General features: G+C 55.0%; 14 protein-coding genes and 1 pseudogene. 13 read left to right on the top strand and 2 right to left on the bottom strand.

Annotation, left to right across the window (positions count from 1 at the left end):
- Window positions 1-63: 63 nt before the first annotated feature.
- Window positions 64-1,014: a thioredoxin-disulfide reductase gene (trxB, locus tag J8G15_RS08750; protein WP_210547102.1), complete on the bottom strand. Its 951-nt coding sequence runs from the start codon at window positions 1,012-1,014 to the stop codon at window positions 64-66.
- 174 nt (window positions 1,015-1,188) lie between these two features.
- Here trxB and J8G15_RS08745 point away from each other — a divergent pair, with 174 nt between their 5' ends.
- From J8G15_RS08745 to J8G15_RS22085, 7 genes and pseudogenes are all read left to right on the top strand, one after another.
- Window positions 1,189-1,863: a Crp/Fnr family transcriptional regulator gene (locus J8G15_RS08745; RefSeq protein ID WP_210547101.1), complete on the top strand. Its 675-nt coding sequence runs from the start codon at window positions 1,189-1,191 to the stop codon at window positions 1,861-1,863.
- Between the two features lie 48 nt (window positions 1,864-1,911).
- A complete protein-coding gene (locus tag J8G15_RS08740) occupies window positions 1,912-4,251 on the top strand; it encodes a DNA translocase FtsK (RefSeq protein ID WP_210547100.1) in 2,340 nt (779 codons plus the stop codon).
- Between the two features lie 11 nt (window positions 4,252-4,262).
- Window positions 4,263-4,910 carry an outer membrane lipoprotein chaperone LolA gene (gene lolA / locus J8G15_RS08735; protein WP_210547099.1) on the top strand — a complete coding sequence of 216 codons (648 nt, stop codon included), beginning with the start codon at window positions 4,263-4,265 and terminating at the stop codon, window positions 4,908-4,910.
- 221 nt (window positions 4,911-5,131) lie between these two features.
- On the top strand, window positions 5,132-6,436 hold the full coding sequence (locus J8G15_RS08730) for a replication-associated recombination protein A (RefSeq protein ID WP_210547098.1): 1,305 nt from the start codon (window positions 5,132-5,134) through the stop codon (window positions 6,434-6,436).
- A 78-nt stretch (window positions 6,437-6,514) separates the two neighbouring features.
- Complete coding sequence (locus J8G15_RS08725; protein ID WP_210547097.1) at window positions 6,515-7,189, top strand: GNAT family N-acetyltransferase; 675 nt, start codon at window positions 6,515-6,517, stop codon at window positions 7,187-7,189.
- Window positions 7,186-8,106: a carbon-nitrogen hydrolase family protein gene (locus J8G15_RS08720; RefSeq protein WP_210547096.1), complete on the top strand. Its 921-nt coding sequence runs from the start codon at window positions 7,186-7,188 to the stop codon at window positions 8,104-8,106. The genes J8G15_RS08725 and J8G15_RS08720 overlap by 4 nt, the downstream gene beginning before the upstream one ends.
- Window positions 8,107-8,407: 301 nt before the next feature.
- Window positions 8,408-9,978, top strand: a pseudogene (locus tag J8G15_RS22085) (putative bifunctional diguanylate cyclase/phosphodiesterase).
- Window positions 9,979-10,008: 30 nt separating this feature from the next.
- Here the strand turns inward: J8G15_RS22085 and J8G15_RS08705 are convergent.
- Window positions 10,009-10,581 (bottom strand): Lrp/AsnC family transcriptional regulator, encoded by a 573-nt coding sequence (locus J8G15_RS08705; RefSeq protein WP_240538490.1) that lies wholly within the window; start codon window positions 10,579-10,581, stop codon window positions 10,009-10,011.
- A 183-nt stretch (window positions 10,582-10,764) separates the two neighbouring features.
- Here J8G15_RS08705 and J8G15_RS08700 point away from each other — a divergent pair, with 183 nt between their 5' ends.
- From J8G15_RS08700 to J8G15_RS22080, 6 genes are all read left to right on the top strand, one after another.
- The gene (locus J8G15_RS08700; protein ID WP_210547093.1) at window positions 10,765-11,970 is read left to right on the top strand and encodes a methionine gamma-lyase; all 1,206 of its coding nucleotides are present in this window, start codon (window positions 10,765-10,767) and stop codon (window positions 11,968-11,970) included.
- Between the two features lie 672 nt (window positions 11,971-12,642).
- The gene (locus tag J8G15_RS08695; RefSeq protein WP_210547092.1) at window positions 12,643-13,572 is read left to right on the top strand and encodes a branched-chain amino acid ABC transporter permease; all 930 of its coding nucleotides are present in this window, start codon (window positions 12,643-12,645) and stop codon (window positions 13,570-13,572) included.
- Between the two features lie 12 nt (window positions 13,573-13,584).
- Window positions 13,585-14,670: a branched-chain amino acid ABC transporter permease gene (locus J8G15_RS08690; RefSeq protein ID WP_210547091.1), complete on the top strand. Its 1,086-nt coding sequence runs from the start codon at window positions 13,585-13,587 to the stop codon at window positions 14,668-14,670.
- Window positions 14,671-14,739: 69 nt separating this feature from the next.
- A complete protein-coding gene (locus tag J8G15_RS08685; RefSeq protein ID WP_210547090.1) occupies window positions 14,740-15,510 on the top strand; it encodes an ABC transporter ATP-binding protein in 771 nt (256 codons plus the stop codon).
- A 1-nt stretch (window position 15,511) separates the two neighbouring features.
- The gene (locus J8G15_RS08680; protein ID WP_210547089.1) at window positions 15,512-16,228 is read left to right on the top strand and encodes an ABC transporter ATP-binding protein; all 717 of its coding nucleotides are present in this window, start codon (window positions 15,512-15,514) and stop codon (window positions 16,226-16,228) included.
- Between the two features lie 534 nt (window positions 16,229-16,762).
- Window positions 16,763-17,056 carry a FecR domain-containing protein gene (locus tag J8G15_RS22080; RefSeq protein WP_370627524.1) on the top strand — a complete coding sequence of 98 codons (294 nt, stop codon included), beginning with the start codon at window positions 16,763-16,765 and terminating at the stop codon, window positions 17,054-17,056.
- The last annotated feature ends 208 nt before the right edge of the window (window positions 17,057-17,264 follow it).

The following is a 17,264-nucleotide window of genomic DNA, read 5'->3' as shown; positions in this document are numbered from 1 at the left end:
GGTCTAATACAGCAAAGCCCGTCATTATAGCGGGCTTTGCCAGATCAAGCGGGCGCGATCAGTTCAGTCCTGTTCCAGGAATCGCTGTGCGTCCAACGCTGCCATACAACCGGTCCCTGCGCTGGTAATGGCTTGTCGATAGACGTGATCCTGGACGTCGCCTGCGGCGAAGATGCCCGGGGCACTGGTTTGTGTGGCAAACCCTTTCAGCCCCCCGTGGGTCACGATGTAGCCACCAGCCATGTCAAGCTGACCTTGGAAAATGTCGGTGTTGGGGGAGTGCCCGATGGCAATAAAGCACCCTTTTAGGGTCAGATCCTCCGTGACGCCGGTGTCAACGCTCTTGATCCTGACGCCGGTCACGCCACTTTGATCGCCAAGTACCTCGTCCAGGGTGAAAAATGTTTTGAGCTCAATCTTGCCGGCCGCAACCTTGGCCATTAATTTATCAACCAATATCGGCTCAGCCTTGAACTTGTCACGGCGGTGAATCAGAATAACTTTACTGGCAATATTAGACAGGTACAGAGCTTCCTCAACGGCGGTGTTGCCCCCGCCAACTACGCAGCAAACCTGTTCTCGGTAGAAAAATCCATCACAGGTGGCGCAGCCGGAAACACCACGCCCCATGAACGCAGTCTCAGAGGGCAATCCCAAGTATTTGGCAGACGCCCCTGTTGAGATGATGAGTGAGTCGCAGGTGTACTCACCAGCGTCGCCAGTCAATTTGTAGGGTCGCTGACTGAAATCAACGGTGTGGATGTGGTCGAACACGATTTCGGTTTTAAACCGTTCAGCGTGGGCTTGAAAGCGTTGCATCAACTCTGGGCCTTGCACGCCATCGACATCGGCAGGCCAATTGTCGACGTCTGTCGTGGTCATCAACTGGCCGCCTTGCGCAATGCCAGTGATGAGCAATGGGTTAAGGTTGGCGCGAGCGGCATAGATCGCCGCAGTGTAGCCAGCGGGGCCCGAGCCCAAAACTAAGACCCGAGCGTGTCTGGTGTTTGACATCTTGAATACCTTTTGTAATAAATGAATGCTGCCGTGTACAGTTCGAGGCGCCGAGTAGAAAATCAATAACGCCCACTCTCAGAGTTGAATAACTCGTTGGTGAATTCATCAATTGTAAGAAACCCATCGATGCTTGCCGGACTGGGCATGGGAAACCGGGAATAGGGAATTGGAATGTCAATGTTGAGTAATGCAGAGTTGATCCGTCGTGTGCCGCTTTTCACGATGATTACGTCAGACCAAGGCATCCTCCTGTCGGGAGCCGTGGGAAAACAACGCTTTAAGCGTGGTGAAACCATTGTTGAGCAAGGTGAGCAAGCACACTCATTATTTTTGATTTTGGCCGGGCGGGCGCGCGTCGTGATGACTGATCGGCAATCACGCGAGGTTATTTTGGCCACCTTAAGGCCGGGTGATTATGTGGGCGAGATGAGTCTGATTGACAACGAGCCACACTCGGCAAGTGTGGTGGCCGAGATCCAGACGGACGTCCTGATTTTGGGGCGCGCCGAGTTTGAGCGTTGCCTCAACCAAAATGTGTCCATGGCTCAGGCGGTAATGCGGGGCCTGGTTTTGAGACTGCGCCAGGCCAATGAAAAGATTGGCTCTCTGGCGCTTTTGAATGTGTACGGGCGGGTCGCCAAGGTGCTCATGGGTTATGCGGTGCCAGAGGGGGATCATCAATTGGTCATTCGCGAAAAAATGTCACGTCAGGACATCGCCAAAATGGTGGGCGCATCACGTGAAATGGTCAGTCGTGTGATGCGCGACTTTGAGGAGCAGGGCTTCATTGAAACCGGCGAGGGGGGCTTCATCACTCTGACTGAAAGGCGGGCATCACCCCGGTGATGCGAGAGCTCCCACTGACAAAGCCAGGCCTCCACTCACACCCGTTTCATGACTTATTCATTCAACACACTCAATTCTTCGCGCACCACCAACGCCACTGTTCGCTCCGGATGGACGCGGTTTGCAGATGAAGTCCTGCTTTTAGCGGGCCTGCTTGCGCTTGGTTTCTGGATTGTGTCGATGGTCACCTATTCGGCCACTGATGTGGCGTGGTCGACATCGGGCAGTGTTGGCGCGCCAATGAATCGTGCCGGTTGGCTCGGGGCGTGGTTGGCCGATGCCAGCTATTTCGCGCTGGGGTTTTCCGTCTGGTGGTGCCTCGCCGCTGGTGTTCGCGTCTGGTTGTCCAGCTTGGCTCGCTGGCTGCGCTCTCGCGAGTTGATCTTGCCCAAGCAAGAAGCGGTGCCATCGCTTCCTGCTCGCTATTTGCCGGCGCGCGTGGCTTTTTGGCTGGGTTTGTTGCTGCTATTGGCCGCGAGCACAACGTTGGAGTGGACCCGTTTCTACAGCCTTGAGGCCCGCTTGCCCGGCCATGGGGGCGGAATCGCCGGGTATTTATTGGGGCCATTAAGTATCAAGTGGCTCGGGTTTTCCGGCTCCGGATTGATGGCGATCGCATTAGGTGTTTTGGGCGCTTCAATGGTGTTTCGCTTTTCTTGGGCGCAGGTGGCCGAGCGCTTGGGCGGCTGGCTGTACTTTCAGGTGGATTCCCGGCGCAACAAGCGTGAAGTCGCCCAAGACATGGCCTTGGGCCGCAAAGCGGCGCGTGCGCGTGCAAAAGTGGTCACGGTTGAGCGGGAGGATATCGCCGTTCATCACCCCGAGCCCATGGTGATCGAGCCAGTTTTGGCAGAGGTGCCCAGGAGCGACCGCGTTGCCAAAGAGCGGCAAAAGCCCTTGTTCACGGAGATGCCAGACAGCAAGTTGCCGCAGGTTGCCTTGCTGGACAGTGCACTGGAGCGTCAGGAAACCGTCGCCCCAGAGACGCTGGAGATGACCAGCCGGATGATTGAGAAGAAGCTCAAGGATTTTGGTGTCGAGGTAAGGGTTGTGTTGGCCCAACCGGGCCCGGTGATTACCCGTTATGAGATTGAACCCGCGACGGGCGTGAAGGGTTCGCAAATTGTCGGGCTGGCCAAAGATTTGGCCCGCTCGTTGAGTTTGGTCTCGATTCGGGTGGTCGAGACGATTCCGGGCAAAAACTACATGGCCTTGGAGCTGCCCAATGCCAAGCGGCAGTCGATCCGTTTGTCTGAGATCTTGGGTTCGCAGGTGTACCACGGCGCAAAGTCGCTCCTGACCATGGGCTTGGGCAAAGACATTGTCGGAAACCCGGTCGTCGCTGACCTGGCCAAGATGCCCCATGTGCTGGTCGCTGGAACGACTGGTTCCGGTAAATCAGTGGGTATCAATGCCATGATTTTGAGTCTGCTGTACAAGGCCGACGCAGCGGATGTTCGCTTGCTGATGATTGACCCCAAGATGCTGGAGATGTCTGTGTACGAGGGCATTCCCCATCTGCTGGCGCCGGTGGTGACCGATATGCGCCAGGCGGCACATGGCTTGACCTGGTGTGTGGCCGAGATGGAACGCCGCTACAAGCTGCTAAGCAAGATGGGTGTCCGGAACCTGGCAGGTTACAACGTCAAAATTGACGATGCCAAGGCGCGGGGTGAGCACATTGGCAACCCGTTCAGTTTGACGCCCGAGTCGCCTGAACCCCTGGACCGTTTGCCCCACATCGTTGTGGTGATTGACGAGTTGGCTGACCTGATGATGGTCGTGGGCAAGAAAATTGAAGAATTGATTGCCCGGCTGGCCCAGAAGGCGCGCGCTGCCGGTATCCACTTGATTTTGGCCACACAGCGACCCAGCGTGGACGTGATCACAGGCCTGATCAAGGCCAATATTCCAACCCGTATCGCCTTTCAGGTCAGCAGCAAGATCGACAGCCGGACCATTCTGGACCAGATGGGGGCCGAGGCCCTGCTGGGCATGGGTGACATGCTGTACATGGCCAGCGGCACGGGTTTGCCCATTCGGGTGCATGGTGCCTTCGTCAGCGACGAAGAGGTGCACCGGGTGGTGAGCTATTTGAAGTCGCAGGGCGCGCCCAATTATGTTGAAGGGCTGCTGGAAGGTGGAACTGTGGACGGCGAAAGTGATCTCAATGGAGATCCGGTTGGCGAAAAAGATCCGATGTACGACCAGGCGGTCGAAGTCGTGTTGAAAAACCGCAAGGCCAGCATCTCGCTGGTTCAACGTCACCTGAAGATTGGTTACAACCGGGCCGCGCGACTGGTTGAAGACATGGAAAACGCTGGTTTGGTCAGCTCCATGAGCAGCAGTGGACAGCGTGAAATCTTGGTGCCTGTACGCGCTGAATGATAAGGAATTGAATGAAGAAGGTTTTATTTGCTATTGGTTTGATAGCGTCTTGCGCAGGTTTCGCCTGGGCTGGAGGCCTGGAGAGCTTGGAATTGTTTGTCTCAACCGTCAAAACCGGTCGGGCCGAATTCACTCAAGTGGTCAGCGCCCCGCCCAAAGACGGTCAATCGCCCCGCGTCAAGACGTCCAGTGGCACGTTCGAGTTTTCGCGCCCCAATCGATTCAAGTTCATTTACATCAAGCCATTTGCGCAAAGCATCGTGGCAGACGGCCAGACCCTGTGGCTGTTTGATGTCGACTTGAATCAGGCCACCGCCCGCAAACAGACGCAAGTGCTGGGCTCCACGCCAGCGGCGTTGATTGCCGCAGCGCCTGATTTAAAAGCACTTCAGGCTGATTTCACTCTGGCCAATGCGCCGAACAAAGATGGTTTGCAGTGGGTGGCTGCGACGCCGAAGTCAAAAGATGGCCAGTTGGACACCGTTCGGGTCGGCTTCAAAACCACTGGAAAAACCGCTGAGCTGGCGGCGCTGGAGATTTTGGACAGCTTTGGGCAGCGCTCATTGCTGACTTTCAGCAAGGTGGAGGTCAATCCCTCCCTCGCGCCCGAATCCTTTCAATTCAAACCACCGGCGGGCACGGATGTGATTCGGCAGTAACGCAGTGCAATGCAGCGCTCGCATGCGGTTGAACTGGCGGCGCTCATACTGCTCCGGCTCAATCCGCTGAGCCGCACGTGCCAAGCCAGCTTCGCGGAAACCTATGACAAACCCCTCTTTGATGTTGAGTAAACCGGGCGCCAAGGCTAAATTTTGTATCGTTTGTTCGGTACAGATAAGCGGTCAACCCAAGAACTTCACGATTTTTGGGCGGGTTCACCATGGCTGACCTGTTCGAAAGAAAGCCCACGCCGCCCCTGGCTGAGGCCCTTCGGCCGAAGGTGCTGGATGAGGTGATTGGACAATCCCACTTACTCGGAGAGGGTAAGCCTCTCAAGCTCGCCTTCCAATCTGGCAAACCTCACTCCATGATTTTGTGGGGCCCGCCGGGGGTGGGTAAAACTACTTTGGCCAGATTGACCGCCAAGGCCTTTGCTTGTGAGTTCATTGCGCTTTCGGCCGTGTTCTCTGGGGTCAAAGACATTCGTGCCGCAATGGAGCAAGCCCAGCAAAATCTGTCCCAAGGCAAGCACACGATTCTGTTCGTGGACGAGATTCACAGATTCAACAAGTCGCAACAAGATGCCTTGCTCCCCTATGCGGAGTCGGGGCTGGTGACCTTTATTGGTGCGACGACTGAGAACCCGTCCTTCGAAGTTAACTCGGCGTTGTTGTCTCGCTCGCAGGTCTATGTTCTGAAATCATTGACTGACGATGAGTTAAAGCAATTGCTTGCGAGGGCCCAGGAAGGGGTGCTGGGACATCTGACTTTTGATGAGTTGTCCATCGAAACGCTTGTTGGCTATGCCGATGGAGACGCCAGACGGTTGCTGAACTTGCTGGAGCAGTGCGGCACAGCGGCAGGTTCTGCGGGAGTCACCGATATCAATGCGGAGTTCATTCAAAATGCGCTCACTCAGAATTCACGGCGGTTTGACAAAGGGGGCGACAACTTCTACGACCAGATCTCCGCCTTGCATAAATCTGTTCGCGGATCAAACCCCGATGCCGCGCTTTACTGGCTCTCGAGAATGCTGGATGGAGGCGCCGATCCCCGGTATCTGTCGCGACGCATTGTTCGCATGGCTTGGGAAGACATTGGGCTTGCTGACCCCCGAGCCATGCAGATTGCCAACGATGCAGCATTAACTTTTGAGCGTTTGGGGAGTCCCGAAGGTGAGCTGGCACTAGGGCAAGCCGTGATCTATCTGGCCATTGCTGCCAAAAGCAATGCGGGTTACATGGCTTACAACAAGGCACGCGCCTTTGTAAAGCAGGACAAAAGCCGGGAGGTTCCGGTTCACCTTCGCAATGCCCCCACCAAGCTGATGAAGGAGTTGGGCTACGGCCATGAATACCGCTATGCCCATGATGAGCCAAGCGCATATGCTGCGGGAGAGACCTACCTGCCTGATGGAATCGGTCAACCGGGTTGGTACAAGCCCGCTCCCAGAGGCCTTGAGGTCAAGATTGCCGAGAAGCTCGCCTATCTGAAGACACTGGATGACGAAGCCAACAAGAAGTAGATGCCAAGTGTCGCTTTTAGGGGTGTTTCAGGCGAGAGGAGTCGGTGAGTTAGGCTTGACTCAACGGATAATTCCGACATGAAAAAAGTGACTGTTCGAGCGACGAAACCCGGCGATGTTGATGCCTTGCTTCAGCTTCAAAAACGGGTTTACCCCACTATTACACCGTGGCGGCGTGACCATCTGGCCAACCAATTGGAAATTTTTCCTGAAGGTCAGCTAATTGCCGAAATGGACCAACACATTGTGGGTTGTGCCAGTTCCCTGGTGATTTTGTGGGATGAATGGGCGGACGAGCATACTTGGTGTGAAATTACGGCTGCAGGCACTTTCAGTACGCACAATCCCGACGGTTTTACTTTGTATGGCGCAGAGGTCTTTGTGGACCCTGGTTTGCGTGGACAGCGGGTCGGCCACACCTTGTATGAAGGTCGTCGCCAGTTGTGTCGGCATTTGAATCTTCGACGCATCACCGCGTGTGGCAGATTGCCGGGTTACCGAGCGGTATCGCACTTGATGTCTGTAGAGCTGTACGTCAAAAAGGTGCTGTGGGGTGACCTTGTTGACCCCGTGTTGAGTTTTCAATTGCGGGAGGGATTCCATTTCTGCGGCATCATGAGCGACTACTTGCCAGAGGATGACGATTCCTGCGGCCAGGCATCCCTGATTGCCTGGGTCAATCCGACCTATGACCCCACACGCCAAACGGCGCTTCAAATCGCTTCTTCATCCCTCACGGAGTTTCAGCCATGACCGAAATTGTTCAGCCAATGCAACCTACGTTTCAACCCAGCCAGGGCATTGTCCGCATTGCCGCCGTGCAGTATTTGCTGCGTGCCATTGACAGTTGGGATGATTTTGAGAATCAGGTGCGATTTGTCATGAAGGCGGCCGGAGACTACAAACCTCAATTTGTCATGTTTCCCGAGATATTCACGACCCAGTTGTTGTCTTTCATGGATACCAGCGATCTGCGTAAAGCAGTTCGCGACATGAGCGACTACACGGAGCGCTATGTAGCCTTGTTTAGTGAACTTTCGGCGCAATGGGGCGTTTACATCATTGGCGGTAGCCACCCGACCATCACAGACGGCAAGTTGATGAATACTGCTTACTTGTTCTCTCCTGAGGGCAAAGTGTTCACCCAGGACAAGATTCACCTGACTCGGTGGGAGAAGGAGAAATGGAAAGGCGATCCGGGTCACAACCTGCGCGTGTTTGACACTACCTATGGCCGAATCGCCATATTGATCTGCTATGACATTGAGTTTCCAGAGTTGTCGCGCATGGTGTGTGAGCAGGGCGCAGATATTATTTTTGTGCCTTCTTGCACGGATGACCGACAGGGTTTCTGGCGAGTTCGCTATTGCTGCCATGCCCGTGCCATTGAAAATCAGGTCTACGTGGCAGTGACAGGTACCGTGGGGAATTTGGCCGTAGAAGGACTGGGTCTTCATTTTGGCCAAGCTGCCGTCATCACACCATCTGATTTTCCGTTTGCACGCGACGGAATTGCCGCTGAAGGCGTACCCAACATGGAGCAAATTGTGATTGCGGATGTTGACTTGGCCAAGCTGGTTAGTAACCGGGTCAATGGCACTACGATTCCCTTGTATGACAAGCGCGTCGACGTGTACGACAACGCAGTGGAAGTTGTCGCGGCAAATTAATTTCACCTGTTTGTCAACCGGTTTCTGTTAGTCGGCGAGGCTGGGTGCGGAAGTCGCAATGGCTGAAAATACAGCGGAGATGAACAAATTCGGTGTAGCGAAACCGGTGAGACAACGCCTTGTGCAACACCTGTCCTCGCCCTGCCGCCCAACAGGGGTGAAACAGTCTTTAAATTGAATGTGTGGGTCGGTGGATAAATTCGACAATGCCTTTGAGAGGTGGGTTAGTATTTGCTGCCCCGTCCCCCTTCTTTTTGGCCTGCTGCATCGGTGAATTGATCAGGCCGTTTGGGGCCGCGAGATGCCCTTGGTTGCGGTGAAAGGCTACATTGGAAATCTGATGGATACGTCAATTGCAATAGCAGCTGTTAGCACGTTCCTGGTTGTTCTCGTGGTAGGACTTTACTTTCGTGAGCGCCAGCGCAACATTGCGTTGGTGGCAGCACTGAATGTCGCCTCAAAAAGCCAGTCGGAGCCGGTAGTAGGGCACGACGCGGCGATGGGATTGTTGTCCCGAGCGAGCTTTGACGCCATCCTGACCCGGGGTGGCGACAAGGTTGAACGCCGTGGCGGGGCATTTTGCGTCCTCTATCTTGCTTTGGATAACTTCGGGCTGTTGAACGACGCATTTGGGCACGCAGTCGGCGATGAACTACTTCAAGCAGTGTCCTTGCGGTTAAGCGAGAGAGCAGGCGCCAAAGCGGCGATTTGTCATATCTCGGCCGGCGAATTTGCCATCATCGTCAATGGCAGTGTCGCCACCGGTTTATCCGCCGCCAAGCGAGTGATTGAAATTCTCGGTGACCCATTTCAGGTGGAATCCACCAAAACACAGTTAAGCGCGTCGATAGGTATCGCCTGCTATCCAGAGCACGGCGCTTTGGGCAAATTGGTGGGGTATGCCGCGCTGGCCATGCGCAGCATCAAGTCCAATGGTGGGGGCGGGTTTTGTCTGTATGACCTCAAGATGGGCGTTGAAGTTCGAGAGCAGACGATGTTGGTGAACGACTTGCGTCAAGCGCTCGAGTTGAACCAGTTTGAACTTTATTTCCAACCCAAGATGGATGCGCTCAGTCTTCAGGTGACCGCGGCTGAAGCGTTGTTGCGCTGGCATCATCCCGAGCGCGGCATTGTGAGCCCCGATATTTTCATTCCGTTGGCAGAGCGTTACGGATTAATCAGCGCCATCGGAAACTGGGTGCTGGAAGAGGCCTGTCTAACGGCCGCGCGGTGGAGGGAGCGGGGCTTGCGTATGCGGGTGGCAGTTAATTTTCTGGCTATCAAGTGCGCGAAGACGACTTGGTAGATCGGATCGAGGCGGCTCTAAAGCGTCACCACATTCAACCCGGGCGATTCACCTGTGAAATTACCGATTCGGTGGCCATGGAAGACACCCGAGTCACACAGCGAACCTTTGACAAAATGCGCCTGGCAGGCTTTCACGTGTCGATCGATGATTTCGGTACCGGCTATTCGAGCTTGGGCGCATTGCGGAAATTGCCGGCGGCTGAGTTGAAGATCGACCGTGCTTTTGTGTCGGACCTTGAAGACAGTGAAGATGCCCGTTTCATCGTCAAGTCGATTGTTGATATGGCCAGGGCGCTGGGTTTGCGTGTTGTGGCGGAAGGTGTAGAGACTGTCGGACAGCGCGAACTTCTGGTGGCCATGGGGTGCGATGAGCTTCAAGGCTTCCTGTTCTCCTTGCCGATTCCGGCGCAGGAGTTGGAACGCCTGGCACTGGGTGATCGAGGGGATGATGAGGTGGAATTTCGTCCGTCCCTGTACGCGCCCTCCCTGTATGCTGCGCCGTGGTCAACCGATCCGGTCGGTGGCTACCAAGCGCTAACTGACTCGGACGGCGCACGCAATTGACTTGAGCTGCGACTATAGGGTGAGTGTGACTCACTGAACCGGAAGCGCAATCGAGCGTTTGACTTCTTTCAGTGAAAAGCTGGTTGAGATTTCTCTGACCCCCGGCAAGCCGCGAATGTTGCCTCGTACAAATTCGGCGAACAACTCCAAGTCCTGCGCTACTACCTCCAGTTGATAGTCATAACGACCTGACAGGTTGTGGCAGGCTAGTACCTGGGGCAGGGCCACTACTTCGCGCTCAAAGGCTGCGGCCATATCGGGCGTGTGATCGTGCATCGCCAGGTGCACAAATCCCAGTACGCCATACCCCAACAGCTTTCGATCTAGCCGGGCGTGATAGCCAGCGATGACACCGCTTTCCTCCAAGTGACGGACCCGGCGCCAACAGGGCGATTGCGATAAGGACACTCGTTCAGCCAGGTCGCCGATAGTGGTTCTTCCATCTTTTTGCAAGGCATCCAGCAATTGCCGGTCGGTATTTTCGAGCTTTAAATCTTCCTTGGAAATTATTTTCCAGTTTTTGTATTTTATTGGGTTGAATATTCTATTTTTTGTCATTTTTGCTGTGCTGATGAGTAAATTATTTGCCTGATTTGGGATCAAAATTTTTCGATAGAAGTGCGGCAGTCACTGCTTTGGGAAGTTAACGACAAATCAAACTCAAATCGACCCGCTAACCGCACCACCTAGCGGAGTAGCAGTGGCATGGCACATACCACCGTGGTCGAGAGTGACTCGGTTTAAATGCTGTGACCTCACCCCTCAAAATTACAGCGAGACTATTTCATGACGACCTTCAAATCAAGCAACAGCGGCTTCAGTACCCGCGCCATTCACTTCGGGTACAACCCGGCGGAGAACAAAGGTGCTTTGGTTCCCCCCATCTATACGTCTTCGACTTACTCGTTTCCAGATGTCGCCTACGGTTCGCGCTGCTTCGCTGGTGAAGAGGCGGGTTACTTCTACACCCGCATTGCCAATCCAACCCTGGCTTTGCTGGAAGGGCGTCTTGCCAGCCTGGAGGAGGGTGCTGGTGCAGTGGTGTTCGGTTCCGGCATGGGGGCCATCACAGCAACCCTGTGGTCCATGCTGGAACAGGGTGATGAGGTGCTGGCCGACATGACGCTCTATGGTTGCACCTACGCGTTCTTGAATCATGGTTTGACCCGGTTTGGCGTCACCGTTCACCACGTGGACATGACAGATCCGGCGAATGTGGCAGCGGCCATCGGGCCAAAAACAAGGGTGGTCTATTTTGAAACGCCCGCCAACCCCAATATGCGCCTCGTCGACATTGCGGCCGTCGCAGCAATTGCACATGCCGGCGGCGCGAAGGTGGTGGTGGACAACACCTATTGCACGCCTTATTTGCAGCAGCCGTTGTTGTTGGGGGCCGATGTGAGCGTGCACTCCATGACCAAGTACCTGGGCGGGCATGGCGACTTGACCGCAGGGGCTGCCATTTTTTCCGATATTGAGTTGGCATTGAAGGTACGCCTGTTTGGCCTGAAAGACATGACTGGGGCGGTGATGTCAGCGCAAGACGCCCATCTGGTGATGCGGGGACTGAAAACATTGACCTTGCGCATGGATCGCCATTGCCAGAGTGCTCAGGTGGTAGCAGAGATGCTGGAGCAGCATGGCGCCACCGCTGTGGTGCATTTTCCAGGGTTGCCCAGCTGCCCGCAGCATGAATTGGCGAAGCGTCAGATGCGTCAATTTGGCGGCATGGTCGCGTTTGAGCTGAAAGGCGGCCTCGACGCTGGCGTTCGATTCATGAATGCCTTGAAACTGGTGACGCGAGCAGTCAGCCTGGGCGATGCTGAAACGCTGGCGCAGCACCCCGCCAGCATGACGCACTCCACCTACACCCCGGAAGAGCGCGCCGCCTCTGGTATCCCGGAAGGTTTGGTTCGCTTGTCCATCGGATTGGAAGACATTAAAGATGTCTTGGCAGACCTGCACCAAGCCTTGGACCACGTGGCAGTTTGACCCTTCATGGGTGGATGAGCCGGGGAGGCGAGCTGACTTCGAATCAAGTCGCAGCGCCTTGGACGCCCCACTTTGGGGCATTTCCGGCACCACAAATTGAATTTTTGCTGCGTGAGCGCGTCTGGCTAGAAAGACTAGGCCGCTCCCGCTCGCTTGTTGGTGCAGGGAATAAACGAGAAGCGCTACTCATTTAGTAGCGCCATGCAGCTGTTTAGTAAGGGCGCCGACTGAATTTTTAATTGAATTCTTTTCAGAACTCCGTCCAGATGCAGATGCTTCCCATCGAGATGCCGTCTAGGCGTTCATTGTGTTGTTCTCATCAGCTCAAAGCAATCTCGGGGCGGCCAAAGTTCGGCGACTTCTTTGCCCCTTTTGATTGGAGTGACAGAGAGGTTGGTTCCAATGGTCCGACAAAGCCAGATCCGTTGAGCGACCGGCTCAAAAGCTTCTATTAGCGAGCCTTATTGAGAGCGGTAATAAGTGATGAATGAGGGAAAACCCACGTCTTGACGACGGTGCGGGAGGACCCCCCTTCGATACAATCCCGTCCACTCATTTGCCGACGGTTTGACGTTGGCAAAGTTATTGCTTGAATCCTGGTAGAGCCCAAACGGTCAATTCAACTGTCATCATTCAGGCGGTGGGTGGATTGATCAAAAATCGGAGAAGTTTATGGATATTTTCTTGCAGCAGATCATCAATGGTCTGGTGTTGGGCAGCATGTATGCCCTTGTCGCCCTAGGCTACACCATGGTGTACGGCATCATTGGCCTCATCAACTTCGCCCACGGTGAAGTTTTGATGATCGGCGCACTGACCAGCTGGAGCATCATTGGCTTGATGAAGGACGCCATGCCGGGTATTCCGAGCTGGTTAATTCTCTTTTTGTCCTTGATCATTGCCTGCGTGGTCGCAGCCACATTGAACTTCGTGATCGAGAAGTTGGCCTACCGACCGTTGCGCAACAGCCCCCGGTTGGCACCCCTTATCACGGCCATTGGTATGTCGATCTTCTTGCAAGCCGTTGCCATGGTGATCTGGAAGCCCAACTACAAGTCGTTTCCTGCAATGCTGCCCACGACTCCGTTTGAGTTGGGTGGAGCTGTCATATCTCCGACACAGGTTCTGATTCTCAGTCTCACTGCAGTGTCCTTGGCCATTCTGATGTGGCTGGTGCATTACACGAAGCTGGGTCGCGCCATGCGCGCCACCGCGGAAAATCCCCGCGTTGCCGCTTTGATGGGTGTCAAGCCTGACATGGTCATTTCTGCCACCTTCCTGATTGGCGCCGTGTTGGCCGCGATTGCCGGTGTGATGTGGGCTGCCAACTACGGCGTCGCTCACCACACCATGGGCTTCTTGCCCGGACTCAAGGCCTTCACCGCGGCGGTGTTGGGCGGTATCGGCAACCTCGGCGGTGCCGTGGTAGGGGGTATTTTGCTCGGCCTGATTGAAACTTTGGGCGCCGGTTATATCGGCGATCTGACGGGTGGTGTGTTTGGCAGCAATTACCAGGACATCTTTGCGTTTATCGTGTTGATCATTGTGCTGACATTGCGCCCCTCTGGTTTGCTCGGCGAGCGCGTGGCGGATCGCGCTTAAAGGATACTCATCATGAAACAACAAAAGAATATTTTTCTCTTTGCCCTTGCGGCTCTGGGTGTTCTCGTCCTGCCTTTGATTCTTCAGGGGTTTGGCGATGCTTGGGTCCGAATTGCTGACATGGCCCTGCTCTATGTTCTGCTGTCCCTAGGCTTGAACATTGTGGTGGGTTATGCCGGCTTGCTGGACTTGGGCTATGTGGCGTTTTTCGCCCTCGGTGCTTACATGTACGCCTTGCTGGGTTCGCCTCACCTGATTGAGACCTTCCCCGCCATTGCAGCGATGTTCCCCGACGGCATGCACATGCCGATCTGGATCGTGATTCCACTCTCGGCCGCATTGGCCGGCTTGTTCGGGATCTTGCTGGGCGCGCCGACCTTGCGCTTGCGCGGTGACTACCTGGCGATCGTGACCCTGGGATTTGGTGAAATCGTTCGTGTTTTCATGAACAACCTGGACCACCCCATCAACATCACCAACGGCCCCAAAGGCCTGGGCACCATCGATTCTTTCCACATCTTTGGGATGGACTTCGGACAAAACCTGATGGTGTTTGGTTTTGATGTGTCCTCCGTGTCCTTGTACTACTACCTGTTCCTGTTCCTGGCTGTTTTCAGTGTGATCATTTCTCACCGGTTGCAGGTATCCCGTGTCGGGCGTGCCTGGATGGCCATTCGTGAAGACGAGATTGCCGCCAAGGCCATGGGCATCAACACCCGCAACCTGAAGCTGATGGCCTTCGGCATGGGCGCCACCTTTGGTGGTGTCTCGGGTGCGATGTTCGCTTCCTTCCAGGGCTTCGTCTCGCCAGAGTCCTTTAGCTTGATGGAGTCGGTCATGATCGTCGCCATGGTGGTTTTGGGTGGTATCGGACATTTGCCCGGCGTGATTTTGGGTGCGATTTTGCTGGCATCCCTGCCGGAGGTGCTGCGTTATGTGGCCGGTCCGCTGCAATCCATGACCGACGGTCGTTTGGATGCGTCGATTCTGCGTCAGTTGTTGATTGGTCTGGCCATGATCTCCGTCATGTTGCTGCGTCCTCGTGGCTTGTGGCCTGCGCCTGAACATGGCAAGGCCCTGGAAACCAACAAGGCGTGATAACCAGCAGAGCGGTGCGCCGGTTTAAACCGCAGCGCGCTGCTCTCAACAGAATGTAATGGAACGAACATGACAGACACAGTACTCAACGTCTCCGGCGTCTCCAAACGCTTCGGTGGCCTGCAGGCCCTGAGCGATGTGGGCATCAAAATCGAGCGTGGCCAGGTGTACGGCCTGATCGGCCCGAACGGCGCCGGTAAAACTACCTTCTTCAACGTGCTGACCGGCCTCTACACGCCAGACGGTGGTAGCTTCATCCTGGCCGGCAAACCCTATCAGCCGACAGCGGTTCATGAAGTTGCCAAGGCAGGCATTGCGCGAACCTTTCAGAACATTCGTTTGTTCGCTGAAATGACCGCGCTGGAAAATGTGATGGTGGGGCGCCACATTCGCACCGGCTCTGGCATATTGGGCGCGATCTTTCGCACCAGTAGTTTCAAAGCTGAAGAAAAAGCGATCACTGAGCGTGCTCAGGAATTGCTGGAGTATGTGGGTATTGGCCACTTGGCGGAGTTCAAGTCGCGTACCCTGAGCTACGGTGACCAGCGGCGTCTGGAAATTGCACGTGCCTTGGCCACGGACCCCCAGTTGATTGCCTTGGACGAGCCTGCCGCGGGCATGAACGCGACCGAAAAGGTCATGCTGCGCGAGCTGATTGACAAAATTCGCAATGACAACCGCACCATTTTGCTCATCGAACATGATGTGAAATTGGTTATGGGTCTGTGCGATCGTGTCACCGTGCTGGATTACGGCAAGCAAATTGCCGAAGGCACACCGGCCGATGTTCAGAAGAATGAAAAAGTGATTGAAGCCTACCTAGGCACCAGCGGGCACTGATATGACAAAAACTCTCCTCAAAGTTTCCGGCCTCAAAGTGGCGTATGGCGGTATTCAGGCTGTCAAAGGCGTGGATTTTGAAGTCCACGAAGGTGAACTGGTTTCCTTGATCGGCTCCAACGGTGCCGGAAAAACCACAACCATGAAGGCGATCACCGGCTCCTTGCCCCTGAATGATGGAGACATCGAGTACCTGGGCAAAAGCATTCGCGGCCAAGGGCCTTGGGACCTGGTGAGACAAGGTCTGGCCATGGTGCCGGAAGGCCGTGGTGTGTTCACCCGGATGACGATTCTTGAGAATCTGCACATGGGTGCCTACATCCGTGACGACAAGGCTGGAATTTCGGCAGACATCGACAAGATGTTCACGATTTTTTCGCGTTTGAAAGAGCGTCGCGATCAATTGGCTGGCACCATGTCAGGCGGCGAGCAGCAGATGTTGGCCATGGCCCGTGCGCTGATGTCTCGTCCAAAGGTCTTGCTGCTGGACGAGCCCTCGATGGGTTTGTCTCCCATCATGGTGGACAAGATTTTTGAAGTGGTACAGGACGTCTTTGCGCAAGGCGTTACCGTTTTGCTGGTTGAGCAAAATGCCAGCCGAGCCTTGGCGATTGCGAACCGGGGTTACGTGATGGATTCCGGGTTGATCACGATGACGGGCAACGGGAAAGAAATGCTGAACGACCCTCAAGTTCGCGCAGCCTATCTGGGCGAATAAATGCTGCGAATCAGGTCCGCATGCCCTGAATTCCTGTACCTTTAGCACAGAACCACAAAAGCCCCGGCGATTTCACCGGGGCTTTTGTCGTTCTGGAGGGCCTTATTCAATGCTTTCATCGCTTCTTGATTCGTCATGGTGCGCCATCAATGCAGTGGCAGGGCGCGTGACAATTAGCAGTAGGCTGACACTTCGGTGTCCCGGGTACTGGAAAATCTTCACATCAAAGGTTTTTCTCCTGCCGTTTTTTTTCAGTGCTTTCCCCAGCCATCGGCGCGGACTATTTCTACACAATCAAACCTGGCGATCACCCTTGGAACCTGACGGAGCGGTTTTTGAAGCGACCCGGAATGGCTCTGTAACTGAGGCGATCAACAAAATTCCGAATGACCGACTCATTTCGCCCGGGGCCGAACTGCGCATTCCAGCGGACTGGCTGAAGCTGTAGCCATTGCAGATCAAAGTGTTGGCTCTCTCCGGGGATGTGATGGCAACCTCAGGCGGCAGTGTCAATGCGGTTCTGTCGGGCATGCTGTGACGCCAACATTGACTTTGACGACAGGTGAGGGTGGGAGTGTCAGTCTGCTGTTTTCAGATGGATCCCGAGTGTTGATCCGCGCCGGATCGGAGGCGCGGCTCAAACAAGCACACCAACAAGTCATGAACCGGGTCAACCTGGGAGAGCTAATACTTTCCAAGGGAAGCTTGGAGAGCCAGATCACTCCAATGGCGCACTCGGGTGGCCGTTTCGAATATCGGACACCGGCGGCCGTGGCCGTGGTGAGAGGGACAGACTTCCGTGTAAGCGCACAGAACTGTGAATCATGAGCAGAGGTATTGACCGGCCGCCTGAGTGTCGCCAACCAGTTGGCGAAGTGTTGGCAAAGTGCGATGTCGCGCAGGGTTGTTTGTTTGGGCATCCACAAAAAGAGGCCACGGCCACTCAGTTGCTTCGCGCGCAAGGTCCGGCAGCTTCGAGTCAAAACCAGCTGTAAAAAATGCTTGAACCGCTTGTAAATAGGGCGTGTCAAGCTAT

The organism is Rhodoferax sp. PAMC 29310, from assembly GCF_017948265.1.
Classification (GTDB): domain Bacteria; phylum Pseudomonadota; class Gammaproteobacteria; order Burkholderiales; family Burkholderiaceae_C; genus Rhodoferax.
Note: the sequence above shows the minus strand (reverse complement) of the source record. Positions and strands in the feature narration are given on the sequence as shown.

Excerpts from the sequence above, each read along its gene's own strand:
- J8G15_RS08695 (WP_210547092.1), top strand. The coding sequence starts at position 12,643 with ATGGATATTTTCTTGCAGCAGATCATCAATGGTCTGGTGTTGGGCAGC.
- J8G15_RS08720 (WP_210547096.1), top strand. The coding sequence starts at position 7,186 with ATGACCGAAATTGTTCAGCCAATGCAACCTACGTTTCAACCCAGCCAG.
- trxB (WP_210547102.1), bottom strand. The coding sequence starts at position 1,014 with ATGTCAAACACCAGACACGCTCGGGTCTTAGTTTTGGGCTCGGGCCCC.
- J8G15_RS08745 (WP_210547101.1), top strand. The coding sequence starts at position 1,189 with ATGTCAATGTTGAGTAATGCAGAGTTGATCCGTCGTGTGCCGCTTTTC.
- J8G15_RS08725 (WP_210547097.1), top strand. The coding sequence starts at position 6,515 with ATGAAAAAAGTGACTGTTCGAGCGACGAAACCCGGCGATGTTGATGCC.
- J8G15_RS08730 (WP_210547098.1), top strand. The coding sequence starts at position 5,132 with ATGGCTGACCTGTTCGAAAGAAAGCCCACGCCGCCCCTGGCTGAGGCC.
- lolA (WP_210547099.1), top strand. The coding sequence starts at position 4,263 with ATGAAGAAGGTTTTATTTGCTATTGGTTTGATAGCGTCTTGCGCAGGT.
- J8G15_RS08685 (WP_210547090.1), top strand. The coding sequence starts at position 14,740 with ATGACAGACACAGTACTCAACGTCTCCGGCGTCTCCAAACGCTTCGGT.
- J8G15_RS08700 (WP_210547093.1), top strand. The coding sequence starts at position 10,765 with ATGACGACCTTCAAATCAAGCAACAGCGGCTTCAGTACCCGCGCCATT.
- J8G15_RS08680 (WP_210547089.1), top strand. The coding sequence starts at position 15,512 with ATGACAAAAACTCTCCTCAAAGTTTCCGGCCTCAAAGTGGCGTATGGC.
- J8G15_RS08740 (WP_210547100.1), top strand. The coding sequence starts at position 1,912 with ATGACTTATTCATTCAACACACTCAATTCTTCGCGCACCACCAACGCC.
- J8G15_RS08690 (WP_210547091.1), top strand. The coding sequence starts at position 13,585 with ATGAAACAACAAAAGAATATTTTTCTCTTTGCCCTTGCGGCTCTGGGT.